General features: G+C 63.8%; 21 protein-coding genes, 1 tRNA gene and 1 riboswitch. Of the genes, 3 read left to right on the plus strand and 19 right to left on the minus strand.

Translation table 11 applies throughout. The features are described 5' to 3' along the window. Positions 1–82 precede the first annotated feature (82 nt). Positions 83–3244, minus strand: coding sequence for a glycoside hydrolase family 2 TIM barrel-domain containing protein (locus tag JS541_RS00720; protein WP_214372408.1), 3162 nt, complete (start codon positions 3242–3244; stop codon positions 83–85). 362 nt (positions 3245–3606) lie between these two features. Here JS541_RS00720 and JS541_RS00725 point away from each other — a divergent pair, with 362 nt between their 5' ends. Further along, positions 3607–5088 (plus strand): glycoside-pentoside-hexuronide (GPH):cation symporter, encoded by a 1482-nt coding sequence (locus tag JS541_RS00725; RefSeq protein WP_214372409.1) that lies wholly within the window; start codon positions 3607–3609, stop codon positions 5086–5088. A gap of 171 nt (positions 5089–5259) precedes the next feature. Here the strand turns inward: JS541_RS00725 and JS541_RS00730 are convergent, their stop codons facing one another. Then, positions 5260–9555: an LPXTG cell wall anchor domain-containing protein gene (locus tag JS541_RS00730; protein ID WP_214372410.1), complete on the minus strand. Its 4296-nt coding sequence runs from the start codon at positions 9553–9555 to the stop codon at positions 5260–5262. 389 nt (positions 9556–9944) lie between these two features. Between JS541_RS00730 and JS541_RS00735 the strand changes: the two genes are divergently transcribed. Continuing rightward, complete coding sequence (locus tag JS541_RS00735) at positions 9945–10958, plus strand: Abi family protein (protein WP_214314315.1); 1014 nt, start codon at positions 9945–9947, stop codon at positions 10956–10958. A gap of 101 nt (positions 10959–11059) precedes the next feature. Here the strand turns inward: JS541_RS00735 and JS541_RS00740 are convergent, their stop codons facing one another. From JS541_RS00740 to JS541_RS00815, 16 genes are all read right to left on the minus strand, one after another. Next, positions 11060–11428, minus strand: coding sequence for a hypothetical protein (locus JS541_RS00740; protein WP_236036979.1), 369 nt, complete (start codon positions 11426–11428; stop codon positions 11060–11062). Between the two features lie 17 nt (positions 11429–11445). After that, complete coding sequence (locus JS541_RS00745) at positions 11446–11853, minus strand: transcriptional regulator (RefSeq protein ID WP_214372411.1); 408 nt, start codon at positions 11851–11853, stop codon at positions 11446–11448. Between the two features lie 130 nt (positions 11854–11983). Further along, positions 11984–12223 carry a hypothetical protein gene (locus JS541_RS14700; RefSeq protein WP_033892026.1) on the minus strand — a complete coding sequence of 80 codons (240 nt, stop codon included), beginning with the start codon at positions 12221–12223 and terminating at the stop codon, positions 11984–11986. A 4-nt stretch (positions 12224–12227) separates the two neighbouring features. Then, a complete protein-coding gene (locus JS541_RS00750) occupies positions 12228–12824 on the minus strand; it encodes a ParA family protein (RefSeq protein ID WP_164514793.1) in 597 nt (198 codons plus the stop codon). 119 nt (positions 12825–12943) lie between these two features. Continuing rightward, positions 12944–13396 (minus strand): WhiB family transcriptional regulator, encoded by a 453-nt coding sequence (locus tag JS541_RS00755; RefSeq protein WP_214372412.1) that lies wholly within the window; start codon positions 13394–13396, stop codon positions 12944–12946. Next, complete coding sequence (locus JS541_RS00760) at positions 13393–14586, minus strand: helix-turn-helix domain-containing protein (RefSeq protein WP_214372413.1); 1194 nt, start codon at positions 14584–14586, stop codon at positions 13393–13395. The genes JS541_RS00755 and JS541_RS00760 overlap by 4 nt, the downstream gene beginning before the upstream one ends. Beyond that, a complete protein-coding gene (locus JS541_RS00765) occupies positions 14583–14738 on the minus strand; it encodes a hypothetical protein (RefSeq protein ID WP_165784788.1) in 156 nt (51 codons plus the stop codon). The genes JS541_RS00760 and JS541_RS00765 overlap by 4 nt, the downstream gene beginning before the upstream one ends. Positions 14739–14779: 41 nt before the next feature. Next, entirely contained in the window at positions 14780–14953 is a 174-nt protein-coding gene (locus JS541_RS00770; RefSeq protein WP_165775776.1) for a hypothetical protein, read from the minus strand. Between the two features lie 86 nt (positions 14954–15039). After that, positions 15040–15291: a hypothetical protein gene (locus JS541_RS00775; RefSeq protein ID WP_223847824.1), complete on the minus strand. Its 252-nt coding sequence runs from the start codon at positions 15289–15291 to the stop codon at positions 15040–15042. Between the two features lie 552 nt (positions 15292–15843). Then, positions 15844–15915: transfer RNA gene (locus JS541_RS00785), tRNA-Glu, on the minus strand. Positions 15916–16121: 206 nt separating this feature from the next. Beyond that, complete coding sequence (gene trmB / locus JS541_RS00790) at positions 16122–16991, minus strand: tRNA (guanosine(46)-N7)-methyltransferase TrmB (protein ID WP_214372414.1); 870 nt, start codon at positions 16989–16991, stop codon at positions 16122–16124. An 8-nt stretch (positions 16992–16999) separates the two neighbouring features. After that, the gene (locus tag JS541_RS00795; RefSeq protein WP_214372415.1) at positions 17000–18007 is read right to left on the minus strand and encodes a TatD family hydrolase; all 1008 of its coding nucleotides are present in this window, start codon (positions 18005–18007) and stop codon (positions 17000–17002) included. Positions 18008–18122: 115 nt separating this feature from the next. Next, positions 18123–18737 carry an ECF transporter S component gene (locus tag JS541_RS00800; protein ID WP_214372416.1) on the minus strand — a complete coding sequence of 205 codons (615 nt, stop codon included), beginning with the start codon at positions 18735–18737 and terminating at the stop codon, positions 18123–18125. A gap of 91 nt (positions 18738–18828) precedes the next feature. Then, positions 18829–18936, minus strand: a riboswitch (TPP riboswitch). Between the two features lie 256 nt (positions 18937–19192). Next, positions 19193–19711, minus strand: coding sequence for a low molecular weight protein-tyrosine-phosphatase (locus JS541_RS00805; RefSeq protein ID WP_214372417.1), 519 nt, complete (start codon positions 19709–19711; stop codon positions 19193–19195). Between the two features lie 206 nt (positions 19712–19917). Then, on the minus strand, positions 19918–20577 hold the full coding sequence (locus JS541_RS00810; protein WP_214372418.1) for a dihydrofolate reductase: 660 nt from the start codon (positions 20575–20577) through the stop codon (positions 19918–19920). Positions 20578–20712: 135 nt separating this feature from the next. After that, a complete protein-coding gene (locus tag JS541_RS00815) occupies positions 20713–21516 on the minus strand; it encodes a thymidylate synthase (RefSeq protein WP_214372747.1) in 804 nt (267 codons plus the stop codon). 220 nt (positions 21517–21736) lie between these two features. Between JS541_RS00815 and JS541_RS00820 the strand changes: the two genes are divergently transcribed. Further along, on the plus strand, positions 21737–22150 hold the full coding sequence (locus JS541_RS00820; RefSeq protein WP_214372419.1) for an OsmC family protein: 414 nt from the start codon (positions 21737–21739) through the stop codon (positions 22148–22150). Between the two features lie 189 nt (positions 22151–22339). Here the strand turns inward: JS541_RS00820 and JS541_RS00825 are convergent, their stop codons facing one another. Beyond that, positions 22340–23377 carry a universal stress protein gene (locus JS541_RS00825; RefSeq protein ID WP_214372420.1) on the minus strand — a complete coding sequence of 346 codons (1038 nt, stop codon included), beginning with the start codon at positions 23375–23377 and terminating at the stop codon, positions 22340–22342. Between the last annotated feature and the right edge of the window lie 99 nt (positions 23378–23476).

Raw genomic sequence — 23476 nt, forward strand, 5'->3', positions numbered from 1 at the left:
TGATTGTCTCTTTTCTGTGGGTGTGTTTTGGGGAATATGCACGGGCGGCGGCATGGTGGTGCATGCCGCCGCCCGTTGCCGGTCAGATGAGTTCGAGGTTCACGTCGAGGGTGAGCGGCCTGCCTGCGGGCAGCTGGTAGGCCGTGTGGACGGGGGCTCCCCAGGAGTCGTCTCCGCCGACGCCCATCTGCGCCGCGAGCAGACGCAGGTAGTTGTGGCGCGGGGCGGGCAGGTCCTCATGGCGGCGCGCGGCTTCGATCATGTAGGTGTTCCATGGCAGCAGGCTGGCCGTGAAGTGACGGTCGCCGCGCTGGCTGACGCGCAATCCGTGGCCTTGGATGTCGGTGGCTTCGAGCCAGCGGACGTCCTCGTGGCTTCCGGTTTCCTGCACCATGAGATACGGCGCCATGCTCGCCTCTGAGGTGGTGTCCCAGATGCCGAGCTTGCCGCCCTGCTTGCGGTCGCGGTAGGTTTCCTCGGGGCCGGGTCCGTAGTAGCGCAGCTGCGTGTATTCGCCGGGCAGTTCCCATTCGACACCGAACGCGGGCAGGCTGGCGGCGTTGGTGACACCGCCGGGGTATTCAACGGTCAGTCGCATGCGCATGTCGGACGTGATGCGGTAGGCGACCGTCACGGGCGTGTGGCCCGGGTCGGCGAGCTCGTACCGGTATTCGGCCGTGAGTCCTCCGTCGTCGGATTGCGTGATGCTCGTATCGGTCACGATGGCGTAGCGGCCGGCCGCGAACCATGCTGCACGGTCGAATCCGGAACGGTTGCCGCGGTCGTTGTCGGTCAGGGAGCGGAAGGTGACGAGTTCAGGGCGACGGATGACCATTTCCCGTCCGTCCCGCGTCCAGGAGACGATGCCTCCCTGGGTGCGCGATAGGAGGATTTCCTCGTCGTCGCGGCGGATGCCCGCGTTCCACCGGCCGAGCGTGACCGTCGCGCGGTCGTCGTCGTCATAATCGGTCTCGGTGATGTCCCGTTCGGGGTTGAGAGTGCCGGTAAGCTGGCCGAACGCGAGCTCGTAGCCGGCCGGCGCCCATGCAGTGGCTTCGGCGAGCAGGAGATCGACCTCGTAGGTGACCTCGCGCGTATTCCCGTCCGTGTCGATGTCGGGGAAGGCGATGTCATGGCGTTGGGTGTCTCCGGCGGCCACGTCGAACCGGTAGTCGGCGTGCCAGATCTCGCGCCCGTCTTCGAGGAGCCGTGCGGCGAACACGTAATCGTCGGTGCCGATGAACAGGTTGCGGTTCTCGATGGTCACGCCGTGTCCGTCGGGGGTGAGCTTGATCGGCGAATACAGCTGCTTGACCTCCTGCGCCTTGGGGCTGGGCGTGCGGTCGGCGAACACGATGCCGTTGCCCACGAATTCGTAGTCGGTCGGCCGGTCGCCCCATTCTCCGCCGACGCTGAGTCGTTCGCTCCCGTCGGGCAGGCGCTGGACGAGCCCCTGGTCGATGTAGTCCCAGATGAACCCGCCGGAGTAGTGCTCGTACTGTTCGAGGTCGATGAACTCGCTCAGGCCGCCGCACGAGTTGCCCATGGCGTGCATGTACTCGCAGCTGACGAACGGCTTGTTCGCCGCGCCACGCTCGTCGCCGTGTTCGAGCCAGTCGCGGATCTCGTCCGGCTTGGCGTACATACGGCTTTCGAAATCGCTGATCCCGTCATAGGCGTGGTTCCAATTGACGCCTTCGTAGTGGACTGGACGGCCCGGGTCGAGCCGATGCGCGTGCATGCTCATGGCCTTGAGGACTTCGCCCGCGTAGGATTCGTTGCCCAGCGACCAGACGAGTACGCTGGGATGGTTGCGGTCACGCATGATCATGCTGTCCAGCCGGTCGATGCATGCGCCCAGCCAGGCCTCGTCGTCACCGGGAACGGAGGTGCCCACGGGGATGTCGCCGGGGCTGTTCCAGCTGCCGTGGGTCTCCAGGTTGGTCTCGTCGATCAGATAGATGCCGTATTCGTCGCACAGCTCGTACCAGCGTGACTGGTTCGGGTAGTGCGAGGTGCGCACCGCGTTGATGTTGTGGCGCTTCATGAAGCGGATGTCCCACAGCATGTCCTCTTCGGTGACGGCACGGCCGCGCCGGCAGTCGAACTCGTGGCGGTCCACGCCGCGGAACACGAGGCGCTTGCCGTTGAGCTTGAGGACGCCGTCCTCGATGGCCACATGCCGGAAGCCGATGCGGGTGCGCGCGGTCTCCAGAACCTTGCCACCCGCGTCGAGCAGGGTGACGGACAGTTCGTACAGGTCCGGGCGTTCGGCGCTCCAGGGGGCGGCGTCGTCGATCTCGGCTTCGGCGTGCAGCGTTCCGGCCGCTTCCGTGGCGGTGCGCCAGACGATGGTGCCGTTCTTGTCTCGCAGCGCGAGGTCGGCCGTCGCGGCGTTCGTGGCGCCGTCGATCAGCACGTCCAGCGAGAGCGATCCGATTGACGTGGCAGGCTCCCAATCGGCTTCGGCGTGGATGTCGGAGACGTGGGCGGCTGGTCTCGCGTTGAGCTCGACGGAGCGGAACAGGCCGTGCAGCCGCCAGAAGTCCTGGTCCTCCAGCCAGCTCGCGCTCGAATACTCGTAGCAGGCGACCGCCAGCACGTTGCCGTCCTTCCTGACGACGTCCGTCACGTCGAACTCGCTGGGCGTGAAGGAGTCCTCGGCGTAGCCGACGAACGCGCCGTTGAGCCACACGTAGATGGCGGTGGCCGCGCCCTGGAAGGTGAGCGTCACCGTGCGGCCCTCGCGGATGGCCTGGGCGACCGCGCCCTCCGCGGCGAACTTGCGTCGGTAGACCGCCACATGGCCATGCTCGGGGATGGCCGGGGCCTTCGGGTCCTCGTGGCCGTCCCACGGGTACTGCACGTTCACATACTGCGGGTCGAGCAGTCCCGCGGTCTCCAGATGCGAGGGCACCCGCACGCGGGGGAACGACGAGTCGTCGAAGCCCGGCGCGGCGAACAGCGGCGACACGTCGCTGATCCAATCCGGCCCGTCGCTCGTCCCGTCGGGGAAGCTGTTCGCCGGCGCCGTCTCGGCGCGGACCCGCCATTCGCCGTCAAGGCTCTGCGTGAGATCCGTGCCCTCGCCGCCGGAGGGGGCGTGCGACCAGCACGCATGGTCGGAATGGGCGTCGAGCCGGTGGACCGCGTACACGCGCGGGTCGGCGAGCCATGCCGTCGTCGGCATGGACGGGGAGACGATCGGATCGCCGTTCTTCCGCTGATCGTCGGTTGTGTTCATGATGTCCTCGCTTTCGCATCGGATTGCGTCGCGTCGTTGCCGCCGCAGTGCGGGAGCCTTCGAATGTGACTCCTTGCACAACGATGATAAAGATATTTACTAATTTACGCAACTTCTTGCGCATGCCTCGACGGTGACTGCGAGAACCTGTGCAAATCCATTGATTGCACTGATAATTCGGCTGTTACGGTGTCTTTTCGTCCGTGCGTCGTGTCGAATCGACGAATGCGATTCGTTGGCGTTGCTTGCGACACGCGGTAAAGTTTTTTACTTTTTCGAGAAAGTTCTATACTCGCGTCTTGCGGGATCGGAGCTGTTCCCGCGCACAGATTCTTTACAGGTCGCAAGGAGGCCACCACACCATGAGCGGATCCACCACACAGCGCACGGCGACGCCCGGACAGCCGCAGGCAACACCCGCGAGGAACATGGGCCAGAAGATCGCATACGCGTTCGGCAATCTGGGACAGGCCGCGTTCTACAACACGATGAGCACGTTCTTCATCACGTTCGTGACCACCGCGCTGTTCATCGACGTGGACAAGACGCTGGCCGCGCGCCTCATCGCGGTGATCACCGGACTCGTGGTGGTCATCCGCATCGCGGAGATCTTCCTCGACCCGCTGCTCGGCAACCTCGTGGACAACACGAACACCCGCTGGGGCCGGTTCCGCCCCTGGCAGTTCATCGGCGGACTCGTGCCCGGCATCCTGCTGATTATGGTGTTCACCGGCCTGTTCGGCCTCGTGGACGTGAACACCGGCGTGTTCATGGTCCTGTTCGTCATCGTGTTCATCCTGCTGGACGTGATCTACTCGCTGCGCGACATCTCCTACTGGGGCATGATCCCCGCAATCTCCTCCGACTCGCACGAACGCAGCACGTACACCGCGCTCGGCGCGTTCACCGGATCCATCGGCTACAACGGCGTCACCGTCATCGTCGTGCCCGTCGTCAGCTGGTTCACCTGGAAGTTCACCGGCCAATGGGAGCAGGGCCGCACCGGCTGGGCCGCGTTCGCCATCATCATCGCCGTGCTCGGCCTGCTGACCGCGTGGAGCGTCGCGTTCGGCACCCGCGAGAACCAGGGCGAGCTGCGCGCCAAGGCCGAGGCCAACGGCAACCCCATCGAGGCGTTCAAGGCCATCGCTCAGAACGACCAGCTCCTGTGGGTCGCCCTGAGCTACCTGCTGTACTCCGTGGCCAACGTCGCCACCACCGGCGTGCTCTTCTACCAGTTCAAATACGTGCTCGGCGCGCCGGACAGCTTCTCCATCGCCGGCGTCATCCCGGTCATCACCGGACTGGTCACCACGCCCCTCTACCCGGTGCTCAACCGCCGCATCCCGCGCCGCTGGCTGTACACCGCAGGCATGGCGTTCATGATCGCCGGCTACACGCTGTTCATCATCGCGCCCATGAACCTGCCCGTCGTCATCGTCGCGCTCGTCCTCTTCTACCTGCCCGCGCAGACCATCCAGATGACCGCCATCCTGAGCATGACCGACTCCATCGAATACGGACAGCTCAAGACCGGCAAGCGCAACGAGGCCGTCACCCTCTCCGTGCGCCCGATGCTCGACAAGATCGCCGGCGCGCTGTCCAACGGCATCGTGGGCTTCGTGGCCGTCGCCGCCGGCATGGTCGGCAACGCCACCGCCGCCGACATGACCGCCGCGAACATCCGCACGTTCAAGACCTGCGCCTACTACCTGCCGCTCGCCGGCATCGTCGCCAGCCTCGTCGTCTTCCTCCTGACCGTCAAGATCGACGAGAACATGCACGACCACATCGTCGAACAGCTCGAAGAACGACTCGCCTCCGAGGAACCCGACAAGCGGTAAGTAATCAAGGCGGCAAGGGAACGGCCCGGCGCTAACGGTTTGAACCGTTGGCGCCGGGCCGTTGCCATGCCCGCCGGGGAGAGAAGAAGGAAGAGAACCGGCGGGGTTCCGGCCGGATTGTCGTCCGGCCGGAAGAATCATCGCGGCAGAGAGCGGTTCCTGCCGCTTCGGTCAGATCTCGGATTGCCCGCCGGGGACCGGATCGGCGGTTTCGACGGCATCCGCGTCGGCGTCCTCGGCATCGACGGGTTGCATCGTGCCGGAGTGGCGGCCGCCGGCGTTGTTACCGCGCCTGAACCTGCGGGCGGCGACCAGTCCCCCGCCGACGGCGAGCAGCGTGATCGCCGCGGCGATCATGCCCTGGATGGCGGCGCCGGTGTGGGCGAGCCCGGTCCGGTAGCCGTTCCAGTCGTCGGCGTTGCTGACCACCTCGGTATCGGGGCAGACGAGCCTGCCGTCGATCGTGACCGCGTCATCGGGTGCGGACGTCTCGTCCTTGCCGTCGAACGGATCCGGGTCGGAGACGACGCATTCGATCAGAGGCGTGCCGGTGACCGTGGCACGGTCGGTGTGATGGTCGGTCACGCCCTTGAGGACGCCCTTGACCTCGACGCTCTCGCCGGGCTTGAGGATGCGGCTGTCCCAATCGGCGGGGTATTCGAGATCGGTCACCCGGCCGTCGCCGGCGACCAGTTGGTCCTTGAGGTTCAGGTCCTTGGTGCGGTACCATGCGCCCTGCTTGGTGTCGGGGTCGGTGGTGCTGGTGTTGGTGATGGTGAACACGATGCGCGTGTCGCCCTGCATGGCCAGCGCGTCCTTGACCTGGTCGCGGTCGCCGGCCGGCCAGCCGGAGGCCTCGTCCCATTTCTCGATCTTCAGGCTCGGTGTCATGTCGGGCGTGTGCGTCTCGACCTGGTTGGAAGGCCGTTTGGTGCCGTTTAGGGTTTCGTCGAACCGGTTGGCGATGTGTTCTCCGGTCTTGACGCGCTTGCACTGGATGAACGCGGTCCATGCCTGCTCGCTTTCGTCGTCGCCGCTGACGAGGTCGAGCATGCGCTGGGTCGCGGTAACGGTGACCACGCCCTTGTCGTCCTGCGCGAGGGTGAACAGTTCGCCGCCGTATGCGCCGGCATCGAAGCCGCTGCCGGCGATCTTCACGCCTTTATGGGCGATCACCTTGCCCTGTTCGGTCAGGTCTCGCATGGCGTACACGGCCCATTGGCCGGTGTACTGGTCATGCTCGGTGTCGAGCGGGTCGGTGATGCTCCAGTCGGTGACCTTCTGGTAGGCGCGGTGAGCGGGCAGCACGGAACTGTCGAGACGGTAGAGGAACAGGCTGTTGAGGTACACGCTCCGCTTGTCGATGGATTCGCCGTCCACCTTCACGACCACGTCCTTGGACGGGTTGACGGGTTTGAGGGGGTTGGCGACCTCGTTGGTGTCCTTGCGGGTGTCGTTGACGACCTGCGTGGCCTTGTTCTTCACGATATGTCCGTCGGTGACCTTGATGACGGTCATCGGCAGGCTCACCTCATAGCTCGTGCCCAGCATCGACTGATCGATGGCCGGCTCCTTCAACGGGTCGTGGTCCTTCTTTTCGGCGTACTCCTTGAGGTTCTTGGGCTGGGGGTCGCCCTTGATGGTCTCGCCGGTGGCCGGCACCTTCGTGTCCGCGGTCTTGGCGTACACGTAGGCGACGCCGTCGATCGCCGCGATGTTGAACTTCGCGGTCACATCCTTGCCGGTCGCGGTGTCGATGACCTCGATGCGCTTGGCGTCAAGGGAGAGATATTCGTCGTCCCAGTCATCGGTCATGCCGAGCCTCCAGACCTTGTAGGCCTGGTTGGTCTGCTTGGCGTCGATGGTCACGCGGTAGTAGATCCGGTCGCCCAGCAGCGCGGTCTTGCCGTCGATGCTGATGGACGGGTCGGCCTGGGTGTCCTTCTTCACCGGCGTGAAGTCGGGCGGCTCGTTCCATACCTTGTTGCTCGGGGTGACCATGTTGTTCAGTGTCAATGCCCACTGGTTGCCGATCTTGGTGTCCGTGGGCGCGTCCTTGGCGACCGTGCCCTCGAAGCGGACGATGATGCGCGGGTTCGCGCCGTTGCGCCAGTTGGTCTTCACGTACCCGTCGGAGAACACGAGGCGCACTGCATGCTGCCCGTCGTTCCACTGGGTCTCGTACTCGGTTTTCGGGATGAACTTGCCGGTGGACAGGTCGGTGACCTCCAGGGTCTGCTTGTCCACTTCAAGATGCTCGTCGTAGGTGTCGGTGACCGCCACCTCACTGACGGAGTACGCGAGATTGCCGGGCAGGTGGGGCTGTGTCTCCAGACGGTATTCCACGCGCTGGCCCGGGTAGACGACCCTGCCGTCCACGGACGCCTGGTCGCCTCCCTGCGAGGATTCGCCGACCACGTCCTTGACGACGGGCGGTATGTAGCCGCAGATCTTCGGTTCGTTCGTGGGGATGGTGTGCGTGTTGACGGTCTGGGATCCCTTGTTCGTCAGCGCCTTGCCATCCGGCGTGGTGCAGAACGACAGTTCGTCGCTCGACTGCTTGCCGAAGTCGTCGCGCACCTGGCCCGCGCCCTTGCCGTTGGCATAGGACGCCTTGCCGGGAATGAGCAGCGTGACCTGCTTCGCGGTCTTCAGCCCCTTCAATCCCTCGCGGTAGGCCTGGCCTGCGGTGGCGGTCACCGTGGTGCCTTCCATCGTGATCGTCCACTGGTCGGTGACGTCCCTGCCGTGGTTGGCGATGTCGGTGACGCTGGATTCGCGATCGGTGCCGGCATCGGCCTCGTACACCTTGATCTTCGACTTGTCGTCGGCGTCGAACAGGTAGTCGGCGGCCGACCAGTCGTCCGTGAGCGTCAGAGCCTCCGGGGCTTGGATGAGGTTTTTGGCGATGGTGCCGTTGACTACCGAGGCGACCCGGTCCCCGTCCAGAAGCGTCATATCGTCGGCACCGGTCTGGTTGGTCTCCTTCGGATCGATGACCGCCTCCCACTGGCCCTTCGCGTTCAGGCGGATCCAGCTCTTGTCGGGATTCGGCCGCCACGTATCGAACTGTTTCGTTCCGGCGTCGGCCTCGGGCTCGTGGTTCCACTTGCCCCACGCATGGTCCCTGACCTGCTGGAAGTCGGAGGGCTTCGACACGGTCACGTCGAAGCTGAATTCGTAGACATGGTCCATGGGCATCTCGCCCTTGTCCGCCGAACGCGCGGCTGACACCGTGTTCGACGCCTTGTCCCAGTTGATCTCAAACTCGCCGGAAACGTCGCGGTTGCCGTCGGTCCTGTCGATGAGCCTGTAGTTGTCCACGGAGTATTCGACGCCGTTGGGTTCGATCACGTCGCGGAAACGCATCTCGTAGCCGCCGCGGCCGGTGCCGTACGTGATGGTGGTGCGGTTCGTCATCCGGTCGGCGCTCACGCCGTCCTCGATTTTCTTGACCGGGGGTTCGGGCGGCACCGAGCTCACCTTCCAGGATTCGGCCGGGTCGCGGTCCGCGGTGTCCACGGCCGCCTGCATGCGGCCCTGCTTGGGCACCTGAATGTCGATCCAGTACGAGCCCTCGGCCCAGTATTTCATGCCGAAATCCTTCGGCGAGGCGAGATTGTCGAGCTGGGTGTCCCCATTGCTGGAGAAGCTGATCGGCTTGCTCACGCTCTTCGCGGGCAGGTAGGGGCCGTTCTCGTAATGGATGATCGCGGTGCCGTTCAACGTCTCCTTGATCGCGGAACCGCCATTGTCTGCATGGATGACGTCGCCGATCGGGTCGGTGGAGCCGACCTGCATGTCGGTCTTCTGCTTGTGGCTGGTGGTCACGTTCAGCTTGTAATCGACCGGCGGCTGGTTCTGCGCCAGCACGATCACGCGGAACGAGGCGTTCGGGTTGGAGTTAATCGACTCCTGCGCCAGTGAGTCAACGCTGCGCGTGCCGAGCTTGTCCTTCCACGTGGTCGAGGTCGAATACTTCTGACCCTGATACGTGTAGTCGCCCTTCGCCTCGGCCTTCCACTGCGCCTCCCAACGGTTCTTCGCGTTCGAGCTCACATAGCTGCCGTTGAACGAACCATCCGCCAATCGCACATAGCCCACAGCCACCAGACGGCAATCCGCGTTCCCGTCACCCGTATAGGAGCGTTGGCACTCATCGATCGCGTCGCTCAAAGTCTTGTTCATGTTCACGAACTGGTTCTGCCCGTTTGCCAGATCGGACGACAGACGCACCTTCGCGTCACTCAACGCCGTCTTCATGCCATCCAGCGTGGCCGGCCACGAATCCTTGTAGATCCAATGCACATCGGCCGTCTGCGTCGGACCGCCGCCCGAACCGCCACCGTCCTCGCCGGAACCGCCGCCACCGTTATCGGCCAACGCGACCGGAACCAGGCAGGCCAGCAACGCCGCGGCGGCGGTGATCGACGCCACCACGCCGGCGCCCTTCTTCCCGAACCTCATACGAAATCCTTTCCCACATACGACAGAAGCGCCCCTCTCCGGGAAAGGGAGGAGACGGGGACTTCAGAACCCGCCTCCTCCCGGGTCCCTGGAAGAAAAGCACGCCCGCAAGCCCGACGGCCGGCCGCCGGACCCCGAACGCACCATCAGCATCGCCCCGCATCGAGCGACGCTGCGGCGGACATGTGACGAAGATTGGCAACCCGTTCACGGATGAAACATGACGCGAATACTACATTTAGTGCATCGCTCTGCTTTGGATACTAGATGTACGGAGTGTTCTGTATCTTTACGAAAGGCGATATATTCGCTACAATTAGCGATGTTAAAAGCCACCATTGCCTCTCACTGAAGCACACTAGGGTGGCATTTTTCTTATCGGAGGAACGATGGACGAGAATGATACTCCACAGCTCCGCCCCTATCCGCAGCATCCGCCGAAATCATTGGATGATTTATCGGCCAAGCTTATTGACAACGGTTTGTCCGGAATAAGTCGTGAGCTGCTTGAGCGCCGAATCGAGCAAGTGGGATACTTCCGGCTGAAAGGGTACTGGTATCCGTTCCTCACCCCGGTATCGGAGCAGTCGGCGAAGCGCTCATTGCCCTTCCGTCAAGATGTGCAATTCAAGGATATCTGGGATAGATACCTGTTCGATCAGGAACTGCGGATGCTGGTATTCGACGGCATCGTCACCATCGAGATCTATCTCAAGAGCTTCCTCGCCCATGAACTATCGGTATTCGGCGGCGAATTCGGCTACATGACACGGGAAGGACTCCCGGGGTTGAGCTATGACGACCATCTGGCTTGCCTTTCCTCGTTGCGTTCGACATTCACCAAATCAAATCTTCCGTACCTCAGGCATTTTCGGAGTACCTACAGCGATCCGCTGCCTCCGTATTGGATGATCGTCGGATGCCTGAGCTACGGAACACTCAAGGAGAACTTCTACCAAGGAGCGCCAGACCATATCAAGAGAAAGCTGGCCACCAGGCTGCATATCTTCAACCCCAACCCGAATCCCGCCGTACGCGGCGACGCCAAAATCCTCTCCAATTGGCTTGAGACTATCCGGCAGGCCCGGAACATGACCGCGCACCACGATCGCTTCTGGAACGAAACCAGCACCCGCATAGCGCCGAAACTGCCGAAGCATCGCAGCGGATCCCATGCAAAGGGTTGGTGGGGCAACGATTGGGATATCTTCCGTAAGTCCTCCGGCCCCGCTGCATTCCTCACCATGGAGAACTACCTGACATCCCAGATCGACGGACCCGCATGGACGGAGAAATTCATCTCCCTCATGGACAGGTACCCTCAGATTCCAAAGTCTGACATGGGATTCCCTGACGGATGGAGGGTGTCGCCGCTGTGGCGAGTCGATGGCTCAGCTCATTGACGGGGCATCCTAATTGCATAAATGGGAAACGCGCGCCTTTCAGGGACGTGGATTCAAGGAATTACCCGTCCCTGAAATGATAGGCGACAGAAACATCGTCTTTATTTGACGATGCGAGTGATTACATAGGCCATAAGACCTGCGATGACGGTGACGGCGGCAAGGAGCGCCAGTCTGGTTTCGTGGCGTTCCTTGGCCGCCATGTCGGCTTGTCGGTTGGCCAGGGCTTCGGCTTCGGCGGCGACGCCGCTGGCGGCGATGGCAGCGATATGCGCGCTCATCTGGTCTTCGAGCGCGGAATCCTCGCTCGTGCCGTCGAAGATCTCTTCGTCTTCGTTATGGTTGTCGTTCATGGTTCTACTCCGTTCCTGATTGTTGGATTGTTTGCTTTCCCGATTGTTGGCTTGCTTGATTGCTTGCATGTCCGATTGACTGCATGCAGTCAAGTTTGATTGTTTGATTGCCTGCATGCGGGCTTGTCTGCTTGTCAGCTTTCGTTTTGCCCGGCGAGGATGGACATGCGGGCGGCGATGAGCGCGTGGCGCGCGATCTCCAGGTAGAGCTGGTGTCCCTCGCCGTCGCCCCAGAACCGGTCGAACTGTTCGGTCGGCATCATGCTGGCGGGATCGAACCCGTTCCACACGCCGCCGCAGAACACCTTCGCCGCCGCGTTCACCTCCTCGTCGGATGGCATGCCCGGATGCCCCTCCGCGGAGTCCGCGGCCGCGCGCATCTGCGCGCCGAACACGCGGGCCTGCAATGGCGCGAGCGTGTACGCCAGTCCCGTCGTGGAGCCCGCGGGGAATCCCGTGTTCACGCCGAGGGTGATGACGTGCGCCTCCTCGCCGATGCTGATCCGGTCGCCGAGCACGGAGACCTCCATCGAATAGTCCATAGTGTCTCCTTTCCGCAGACGCGCCGGCTTGCCGGATCGCGTCTGCATGTTTGACTGCCTGAACGTTTGGTTGTTGGCTTGTTTGCTTGCTGGATTGTCGGATTGCTTGATTGCTTGATTGTCTGACGGGTCACGGCTCATCGTCGCCGTCGAGCCGGTCGAGCTCGCGTTCGATGGCGTCGCGCAGGAGCTGCTGCATGGGCAATCCGTGCGCGGCGGCCGTGGTCTTGAGCCGGGTCTTGAGCGACACGGGTATGCGCAATGAGAGCATGACCAGCGGTTCGCCCGTGGTCTTGGAGGTCTTGTTCTGCTGACGCAGCACGTCGTCGAACGGCACCGGCCGTGCCAGTGGCTGGTAGTTGCCCTGCATGGTCTCACTCCTGCTTTCCGGCGATCTGCTGGAGTTCGGTGACGAGGTCCCGGTATTCGCCCAGCTGGTGCGGGTTGGTGCCGAGCGAACGCTTGTAGGACTGAGCCTTCGGCACGATCGTGTCGAACCGGGGCGTGTCCATGGCGTTGAGTGCGTCCATGGTGTCGCGGAACGCCTTCGTGTTGCGTTCGGCCTTGACCAGCAGCAGCGCGGCTGGCGTGCTCATCCTGGCCATGTCGAGGGTGCTCCATGCCTGCTGGAGGTCCATGGGCGAGTCCGACGCCGGCACGATTACGAAATCGGCGGCCTTGATGGCCATGTCCAGGGTCGGCCCCTGCGGCGGCGCGTCGATGATCGCCCATTCGTCCGGGTCCGCTCCCGCGGCGAGCTGACGGAGCGTGGCCTGGTTGGCCGGAAGCACGTCGAACGTCAGCGGGTCCGCGGTCTGTTCAGCGGCGGCGGCCCACAGGCTCGCGCTGGACTGCGGGTCCGCGTCGTACACGACGGCACTGCCGCCCCTGGAAACGATGACCGAGGCGATGTAGATGCTGGACGTGGTCTTCGCGACCCCGCCCTTGGCGTTGGCTATGGCGATGCGCATTCGTTCTTCTCCTTTGCGACTGCCGGCGATCACGCGAACCTGATCAGTCGGCCGCCTGATTGTCTGCTTGTCTGATTGCTTGGATTCCTGCTTGTTTGAATGTTTGATTGCCTGACGGCTCATGCGGGGCGGGGCGATCGGCCGTCCTGCCCCCGTGCGCGCAGGCGTCGTTGCTGGCGTTCGGCGCTGGCCTCGTCGGTGGCTTCGTCGAACACGTTCCGGTGGGCGCGTATCCAGTCCGTGAGCAGCCGCCAGCGTTGCGGCCACGGCAGGCCGCGGTCCCGGCAGGGGACGCCGTCGGCTTCGGCCATGCGCGCGATCCTGCGCCGGTCGGTGCACACCTTGCCGCCGTACACGCCCCATTCAAGTCCGCCGCTGGCCGCGTAGGCCAGGCATTCGGCGCGTACCGGGCATCGTTCGCACACGGCCTTGGCGACCGAGTGGAACGCCTTCGCGTCGCCGGGACGGTGCTCGAACTCCAGCGACCACAGGTAGTCGGACCATGGTTGCGGGAAGTCGCGGCATTCGCCGGCCTTCTTCCACGCCTCAAGACGCTGCCCGTCCCCGCTCATGGCCGCACCGCCTCCTCCGGTGCAACGGCTTTCGTCTTGCGGTGCCCGGCGACGTCGTGGGTGGCGTGGTTGCGTTTGTCGTACGCGCATACCGGGCACGCCTCCTGCGAGATGGCGCCTTCGATGTGTTCCTGACACAGCGAGGTGCGCAGCAGCGCCGCCCCGTAGATCGGCACGCGGCTTGCGGACGACGAGCTGACCGGTATCGCCCGGTTGGGGTCCTTGACGACCGGCAGCGGGGCGTCTGACGCCCGCTTGCCCGTCGGATCGGGATGGGTGAGCATTTCCAGTCGCAGCTGCACGTAGTTCGCGGCGAACCTGGCGCCGCTGGTGAGCCGGGGCAGCCAGTAGCGGTTGCGGTACGCCCAGTCCATCGTCGCGACGATCTCGCCGTACGGGCGATCGATCAGCAGCGAGTGGACGGCCTTGCGGTCGGCCATGGTCGCCGGAACATCGAACCTCTGGTCCACGGCGAGCATGCGCCGGCGGATGCCGTCGAGCACGCGCACCTCCTGGCCGGCGCGTTCCGTGACCGGCTCGGGCAGCTTGCCGGGTTCGGGCACCCATAGCGGGTTCCTGCAGCCCCTTGGAGGCAGGGCCTTGCCCCAATCGGTCGCCGGAACGGGTTCGGTCTTCGTGGGGGCTTGTTCGGCGTTGAGGGGAGCATCCCCGAAGGGGATGAGGGGAGAATTGTTTATCACTTGTCTATTGGGTGACTTTCTGTCCAAGATTCCGGGACAATTTGTCCTCGGCTCCACGCCCTTCGGTTCGGGTGACAATCCGTCGGGTGACAAATTGTCCTTGTCTGGATTCGATTTTCCGTCGCCTTCCGCCAGCGCGTCCAGATTCCTGGGCTTCTCCTCGATGTTCTCGGCGGCGTGGTCGCCGTCCATGACGACGTCCCACACGCGCGAGCGGTGTCCCTTGGCGATCGGCTTGCGCGTGCGCGGGTTGCGCGCCGACATCTCCTGATCGCCGGGCCTGATGTAGCCCTTGCGCTCCAACTCCTGCAACGAACGGATCACGGTGCGCTCACAGCACCCGCAGTTGAACGCGATGGTCTCCACGCTCGGCCACGCGGCGGCGCCATCGTCGTAGTAGGCGCGGCGGGCCAGGTACACCAGCACGAACTTGGTGATGCCCTTGACGTCGTCGCGCTCCCATGCCCAGTTCTCGGCTCTGCTGCTCATCGTTCGACCTTCCCGCCGTCATGCTCCGGGTCCTCTTCGCGGCGTTCGCGCAGCCTCGCGCCGATGTCGTCGCCCAGACGGGCGGCGCGGCACAACGCATACGAGAGAACGCCGCCGGACACGCACACGGCGGCAACGACCAGCCACCACATGGTTCGGCCGGTATCGGGGAAACGGTCCGCGGACGCGCGCCTCAGCGGCGCGAGCCCCGGGACGGGTGGGCGAGCATGGACAGCACATGCGCCTTCGCGATGCGCAGATCGACTTTGCCGCCGGCCCGCGTCGTCCGCCGCGCGGCGTCGCGCTGGCGATTAGGCTCGAAGACGGATGCCGGGCGAATGCCGGCGGTATTGGTAGAATCGGTCATGGCGATGACCCTCCTTCGGGGAATCGGAACGACGGGCGTCTGATCTTGGCGGATATGCGCGCCCGCGGCTCCATGGTTGTTGCCGTTCAATCCCCGCGCCGGGTTCCAGCCGGTCCGGGGATTCTCGTTTCGGGTTTCCACCCGCCATCCGTGAGATAGGCGTCGATGCCGAGCACATACCCAGGGGACAGGTTTCGGTGAATGGCCAGCCAGATCAGGTCGGACTGCTGCCACGGTATCGAGCCGTTGACCTTTCCCGCGACCGAGGATTTGGACGTACCCATCTCCCTCGCGAGGTCTCGGCAGCTCAGACCCGCCGCCGTCATATAGCGACGCATCGGAGAATCCATTATTTTTGCCGTCAGTCCATTCACAATAGACAATATATCAAGAAACTTGCACAGCAGCAAATCATTGTTGTAGGATTATGTCCATCGATATTGGACAACTCCAATCTGAAAGGACTTGATATGGCAAAAATCGAACCATTGCCCGAATCCAATGGACTCGGCGACTACCTGCAGAGGGTATTCATCTGGAACGTCAACATGCAGCTGACCGGCCGCGGGATGACCCAGCAGTCACTTTGCGCGGCACTGGGGCTGAAGAGGGGCGCCGTGTCCGCGAAGATGACCGGCAAGACTTCCTGGACCATCCAGGACATCGCCGCAGTGGCGGAATTCTTCAACGTCCCCCCGCTCTCCCTGCTGGATGCGTCGATGTACGAGCAGATGATGCGCGGAATGAGCAGTGACGGAGGTGCATCTTTGGTGGCAGTGGCCACCGCCGGGTTTCCTGTGCGAGCAACTGAAGGCCAAGCTGGCGGCCTGAAACCGTTGGAAACAAAAGGCTCCGGGCCACGATACCTCGTGGAACCCGGAGCCGGTGAGTACCCCCAGAGAGAGTCGAACTCTCGTTGTCAGATTGAAAGTCTGGTGTCCTAACCGTTAGACGATGGGGGCGAACAACTCGATTGATAATACGCGAGACCACGGAGTTGCGCAAATCGGCGTGTCGCCATGGCTCCACGACGGCATCACACGCTCCGATCGTTGGAATTTCGGGCTTTTCAGCTCTCTATATACCAAGGCGCCGGCGGATCGACCGTCATCAAGTACGATCCGCCGGCGCTCCAGTTTCCGGCCAGCGTGTCCGCCTTCCGGCGAACTCACACGGCCCTGTACGTGAAGTCGTGGATCACACGGCCCGCGGCCAGGCCCTTCTTCTCGAAGTTGGTGAGCACGCGACCGTCGAACCGTTCCGATTCGCGGAAGTCAGCGTGCGGCAGGTCGGCCGCAGTATCGGCATTGCCCTTGCCCACGTGCCCGGTCGGCAGGCTCACGGTCAGCGAGCCGACGTTCGCAAAACCCTCCACGCCGTCCATCACCTCGTGCACGTGCAGCGCATAGTCCTCGATGTCGGTGGCGATGCGCCACATTCCCCCGTCCGCCAGCGCGCGCCGCACGTCGCCGGCCAGTTCCGGCTGCACGATGCGCCGCTTGTGGTGCTTCATCTTCGGCCACGGGTCGGGGAAGAACGTCCACACCTCGGCCAGCACGCCCGGGTCGCACGCCTTGAACAGCTCGGGCGCGTTCACCTGCGCGATGCGAAGGTTGGCAAGACCTTGCTTGCCGGCCAGCAGCAGCGTGTGCGCCACGCCCGGATCGTACACCTCCAGCGCCAGGAAATTCACGTCCGGACGAGCGGCCGCGGCGGCGACCACGTTCTCGCCCTGACCGCTGCCGATCTCCACGATCAAGGGATGGTCGTTGCCCCACGTCCCGCGCACGAAATCCGCGTCGACCCGCAGCCCTTCACGCACATCCAAAGAGCCTTCGCGCGCGTTGATGTCGAGCAGGTACGTGTCTGCAAACGTATCCCATGCACGCTGCAAACGGTCGTCGAGCCGTGCGGAACGGCGCACGAACGAGAGCACCTTGCGGCCGTACAGCGCAGGGCGTTCCTGCGTGTCCGACGCAGCCGATGCCACACCCGGAGCGTCCGGCGTCTGATCGGCGGTTGATTCTTCGATAGTCATGGGATTATTTATAGCGGCCGGCTTGGAATAGGCGCGCAGAACGCCGCCAGGTTGCGTCGGGTCAGCGCCGCAAGACCGATCGCCGCCGTCTCCAGCCGATCATGCGCAAGCCGACCGTCAGGTCGCGGCTCATCGTCGGTCGGCCCGTTTCCGAACCGACCGTCACGCCGATCGTCACAACCGTCGCCGCACGACCCGCCGGCCCGAATCGCCGCCAACGTTCGCAGCAAGTCGATCAGTGCGCCAACGTAATCATCCACGCCGTACTCGCGGCCCAACGCCCATGTCAGCGACTCCAGCCCGTCGCTTTCCACAAGCAGCCGGTCGTCAGGAATCCGCCGCGCCAGCGAGCGCACCGATTCGTCGGCTGTCACATCCGGTCCGATCGACATGTAGCAGCCCATGCCGAGATATTCATCCTGCCAACGATCGCACGCATACCAGTGCACCATGTACCGATTCGGATACTTCCGGATCAGTTCCAGCACTTCGCGTTCGCGCGACTTGGTGTGCAGGATGACCGGTTTGCGGAGCCGGCTCGCGTAGTCGAGCTGCGCTGCGAATGCGGTCAGCTGGTCGGCCAGCGGCACGTCGGTCCACTCGCCGTCGAGTCCGATCTCGCCGATGATCGCGGCCTGTTCGAGATACGGCAACGCATCCTCGATGCGATACCGGTTCGCGTCCCACGGATGGATGCCGAAGCTGACGCGAATGTCCGGCCGCGCATCGACCGCGCCCGGCGCTTCCGGCACGGCGCGATCGTCGATCGAATCAATACTCGGCCCTGTCCGTGCACCGCCGCCGGTCTCGTCACCATCCGCCGCACCGTCGATCCATGACAACGTATGCCGCCATTGGTCGCCGTTCGCGCAGCTGATCACCGAACTCACACCGTACGTGCGCTGCACGGCGACGAACCGCGCGTCGTCGGCATGGCAGTGCGCATCGGACAGCAGCGATGCGAACGTATCCATCAGCGCGGCATCATGCCGCATGTTCGGCGACAGGTTCTCCAACGAACATCTCCTTCATATCAAAAACGGTGACCCGCGATATCGATCACAGGTCACCGTTCAGTCAATCAATCGCATCGGCCGTGTCGGACGGCCGATCCGTCAGCCAACCGACAGCTCACACGAGCGCGGCGGCGTCGCGGCCACCGGCCACGCGGTCGAGCGCGCCGGTCTTGGCGAGCGCCTGGTACAGGAACCACGCGATCACGCCGGCGAAGATGATGCCGGAGATCGTGCTGCACACGAACGCGGTGACGATGAAGAATGCGTCGTAGCTCAGGTAGTACATGACCCACGAGACGGCCATGCCGGCGAAACCGGCGGCCGCGCCGGAGAGCACGGTGACGGCGAGGTTCCACGCCTTGTACGCGAAGATGAGGAAGACGATTTCGGCGGCCAGACCCTGCACGAGGCCCGGGATGAGGGTGCCGAGACCGCCCCAGTGGCTGCCGAGCAGCGCTTCGACGAGCGCGGCGATCACTTCGGCGAACAGCGCGGCGCCCGGCTTGCGCACGATGATGGCGGCCAGCGGGCCGGCGAAGTAGTACAGGCCCCACAGCAGCGCGTCGGAGCCGGGCAGGAACGTGAACACGGCCTCGAGCGGCTGCGTGACGATGCCCGCACCCCAGAAGATCACGCCGGATGCGACGGCGATGACGGCGGCGACGGTGATGTCGGCGACGCTCCAGCGCAGCGACGGACGCGCGGCCGGAGTCTTGGAATCAGTAGACATAATCTCTCTCGCTTTCTTGTCGTTGTCTTCAAGCGAGGGCGACGCGGCAGAAGGGCCGATAGACCGGCGAGCACACGCGGCGCGCGCAGTCCAGACGACGTTCAAGGACTTCGTTCGCCGGTATTGCCCGGATCACGTTCGACGGTCGGATGCTGGCGCATCCCTCTCAGCTCGCCACGCGAGCCCCCGTGCTTGACACGTTCACACGATACGGGGATGCGGCTACAAATGTCAAGACTTTGCTGCGGGCAATAGTGCAGAATCGATGTCGCAAATATCACAAAGCGAGCGGGAATCCGTTGGAAAGATTTCTCCGCTCGCTACGCTCGGTCGAAATGACAATAAGAAAACCGCGCTCGGTCGAAATGACAGGAATGAAAAGCTGCGCTCGATCGAAACGACAGATACCGGGGATCATACTCCGCCGAAACGATAGGCAGTGCCGACGGCCCGAGCTACGCCTCCAGCCGCGCCTCGACCCAGTCGACGATGTACGGCGCGACTTCCTTGATCTGGTCGATCGCGACCTGGAACTCGTGCGGGCCGCCGTACCACGGGTCAACCAGATCGATCTCGTCCTCGCGTCCGGCCGCCGGCTTGGGCAGGTTCGGGTCGAAGCTGCGGTACATGTGCACTTCGGAGCGCTTCTCGGCCGGCAGTTGGCGCAGCAGCGCGCGCATGTGCGACGCGGTCATCGGCAGGAACAGGTCGCTTTCGTTGATCTCCTCGCGCGTGATGCGGTGCGCGAAGTGGTGCGCGGGGATCTCATAGCCGTCGGCGCGCAGCACACGCACGGCGCGGCGGTCGATCGGGTTGCCGTACTCCTCGTCGGACACGCCGCTGGACATGACGCGCACGCGGTCGGCGAGTCCGCGCGACTCGAATTCGGCGCGCAGGATGATCTCGGCCATCGGCGACCGGCAGATGTTGCCGGTGCAGACGGTCATCACGGTGTACAGGTGGTTGCTGGTCATCGATACTGCTTTCGGTCGGCGCGGTGACGCGCAATTTCGGTCTGGGATGGGTAAGACCGCGATCGGATACGGTCACGAACCGTCGATCACGGTCGGCATCGGTCGGTACATGATCGACGATGATCGGTGACGATCAGCGACGAACGGCACCAACCGACTACGGTCAGATACAGCCTGACTTACTGTCGAGTACAGTCGGCTTTCGGTCAGCGCGTCTTCTCGTAGGTCACGAAACGATACGCCTCGATGCCGTCCTCATGCTTGGCCGGCTTCATCCAATGGCTTTCGTCGGCGACGCGCCACAGGCCAAGATCGACCAGATCGCGCACGTCCGGCGCGTAGGTGTCCGCGTCGACCTTGGCCTTGAGCAGCGTCACATACGCCTTCGAGGCCAACGGCAGCGCCTCGCGGAACAGCTGCGCCCCGCCGATCACCCAGATCTCGCTGCGGTCCATGCCGTCGTCGGGAATCGCCTCCTGACGCGCATAATCCATCGCATCGTCCAGGCTTTCGGCCACGGTCGCACCGAGCGCACGGTACTGCGGGTCATGCGAGACGACGATATTGTCGCGGTTCGGCAGCGGACGGTACTTCGGATCCAGCGATTCCCAGGTCTTGCGGCCCATGATCACCGGATGCGAGACGGTCAGCTCCTTGAAATGCTTCATATCCTCGGCCAGATGCCACGGCATGCCGCCTTGGAAACCGATGGCGCCGTCATGACCTTCCTTGTCGTGCGCCTCGGCCCAGATCAGGTTCACCGAGAAGGTCTTGGGGAAATCGTCACCCCAATCCTCCCCGCTCTCAAGCCCGGCGATTCCGGGCTCGGGTTCGTGATAGCCACTGCGGCTACTGTCATGCTCCATTTCACTCACTCCTTGGGGTTAGGACTGGGGACAAGTGTACGGTCACACCGCGACGCGGCGGCGGGACGGGCGCGGAATGTCGGATACGTCACACCGCGACGCGGCGGACGTCCGCACGGCCGGCACGGCCACCGGTCACACCGCCACCGGCGCCTTGATCGTCGGATGATGCTGGTAGCCGACGATCTCGAAGTCGCTGTAGTCGTAGTCGAACAGCGAGTCGGCCTTGCGGATCCTGATCTGCGGGTACGGATACGGCTCGCGGCCGAGCTGTTCGAGCACCTGGTCGATGTGGTTGTCGTAGACGTGGCAGTCGCCGCCCGTCCACACGAACTCGCCCGGCTCAAGTCCGGCCTGCTGCGCCATCATCAACGTGAGCAGCGAATACGAGGCGATGTTGAACGGCACGCCGAGGAACATGTCGCACGAGCGCTGGTACAGCTGGCAGCTCAGGCGACCGTCGGCCACGTAGAACTGGAACAGCGCGTGGCACGGCGGCAGGGCCATCTGGTCGACCTCGGCCGGGTTCCATGCGGTGACGATCATGCGGCGCGAGTCGGGATGATGTTTGATGAGGTCGAGCACGTTCGAGATCTGGTCGATGGTGCGATTCGGATCCTCGGGCGTGGGCGCGGGCCAGCTGCGCCACTGCACGCCGTAGACCGGGCCGAGGTCGCCGTTCTCGTCGGCCCATTCGTCCCAGATGTGCACGTTGTGCTCCTGCAGCCAGCGCACGTTGCTCGAGCCCTTGAGGAACCACAGCAGTTCGTACGCGAGTCCCTTGAAGAACACGGTTTTGGTGGTCAGCAGCGGGAAGTCGCCACCGGACAGGTCGAAACGGATCTGCTGGCCGAACAAGGAGATCGTGCCGGTGCCGGTGCGGTCGGACTTGAGCGTGCCTTCAGTCAGGATCTTGCGCACGAGGTCCTCATACGGCATGGGAATGTCGGTGGCCGGTCGGGCCGGGATGCGGGTGCGGATGTCTGCGAGCTGTTCAGGTGTCAAAGCCATGCGTTCCAGCATACATGCCCGTCGGCATTGGACGGATATCGCTGCTGGACGATCGTGTGCGGACCGCGGCTCGGGTGGGCTAGATTGGATGGTGACGACGCGACGCGATCGGCGCGGCGCGGTGGGCATGGACTCCAAGGAGGACACTATGGGCAAGCGACTGTGGGTCGAGCGCAACAAGGACGGTTCGTGGGACGCGTTCAGCGACGATGGCGCGCACATCAAGTTCGGCAAGGGCAAGGGCGTGTTCACGCCGGGCGATCTGATGAAGATCGCGCTGGCCGGCTGCGCCGCGCTGTCAAGCGAGTTCGCGGTCGAGCACACGCTCGGCGAGGGCAAGGGCGCCAGGATCGTGGTCGACGGCCAGTATGATCCGGAAGGCGACGCGTACACCAGCTTCGACGAGCAGGTGGTCGTGGACGCGACGGATGCGAACCTGTCCGACGAGGATGCCGAGAAGCTCAAGGAGCGCGTCACCCGCCACATCGACAAGGGCTGCACGGTCAAGCACACCTACGTGCAGGAGACCCCCGTGCGCATGAACGTGACGATCCGTCACTGATATCGCCGATTGATCTCATCTCACCGTCGGTCTTGCCGGCGGCACTGCTGACAATCCGGGAATAGTTGCACTGACGCTATCTCAGCGCAACTATTCTCGGCGATCAACCACAATTGCCCGGATGTGTTGCGCCAAGAGAGATACCTCAGCGCGACGCATCCGGGCAATCGCTATCTACTGATGAACGGCCTACTGACGGTCGGGGTCGATCTTGGCCTCGATCTTCGCGGCGACCTCCGGCTCGGCGGTCGGCACCGCGACCTCCTCAACGCCGCTGATCTCGTCGAGCGACTTGGTCGGCACTTCGGCCGGCGAGCTCGGCACCGTGTCGAGGCGGCTTTCCGCAGCCTCCACGTACTTGCGCGGCACCACGTACACCGGCGTCACGGCGTGCTGCAGCAGTCCCTGACTGGTCGAACCGAGCAGCAGACCAGTGAAGCCGCCGCGGCCACGCGAACCGACGACCACGACGTCGTGGTCCCAGCTAGCCTTGGTCAGCGCGTTCACCGCGGAACCGGGCACGACCTGCTTGTTGACCTTGAGTCCCGGATGCGCCTCCACGATCGGCTTCAGGCGCACGTCAAGATCCTCCTTGTAGGACTCGATCACGCCCTCCTCACCGTCGATGCCCTGGATCTTCGGCACGGCGGAGATCACGTCGAGCTCCGCGCCCCACGTGTCCGCGAACGCAGCCGCGATCTCGAGCGCCTTCAAGCCCCACTTGGATTCGTCGGAACCGACCGCGACCTTGGTGATCGTGTTGTTCAGGTGCATCAGGTTGCCGTCGTCGTCGGTGTACGGCACGACGACGATCGGGCAGTACGCGTACGCCGGCAGCGACGACGACGTCGTGCCGAGGAGCCGCTCGGCCAGTCCGCCCTTGCCGCGGTTGCCGATGACGATCAGGTTGTAGTTGCGCGACAGTTCGACGAACACGGACGCCGGGTCTCCGGTGACGATCAGCGTGGCGGCCTCCACGCCCTGCTCGTCGGCGATGGCCTTGGCCTTGGACAGGATCTCCTGTGCGTCGGAATGCGCGGCGTTGTCGTCGCCCATCGCGGTATAGGTGGCATCGAACGATACCGCGGCGTAGCTGGGCAGGGAGTATGCGCAGACGATCTGCAGCGTGAGTCCGGCATGCTTGGCGTAGTTCGCAGCCCACCATGTGGCCTTGTAACTGGCGTGCGAGCCATCGACGCCCACGAGAATTGCCTTGTCGTTGATCATGACGACCTCCTTACGTCGTTTGGTGCATCTATGCACCGCCCTCATCACTTAACAATACCCGTCAAACACACAAATCGCGTGTTTCCCCACGCGGAAAAA

The sequence above is a fragment of the Bifidobacterium sp. SO1 genome, assembly GCF_018555335.1.
In the GTDB taxonomy this organism is placed as follows: domain Bacteria; phylum Actinomycetota; class Actinomycetes; order Actinomycetales; family Bifidobacteriaceae; genus Bifidobacterium; species Bifidobacterium simiiventris.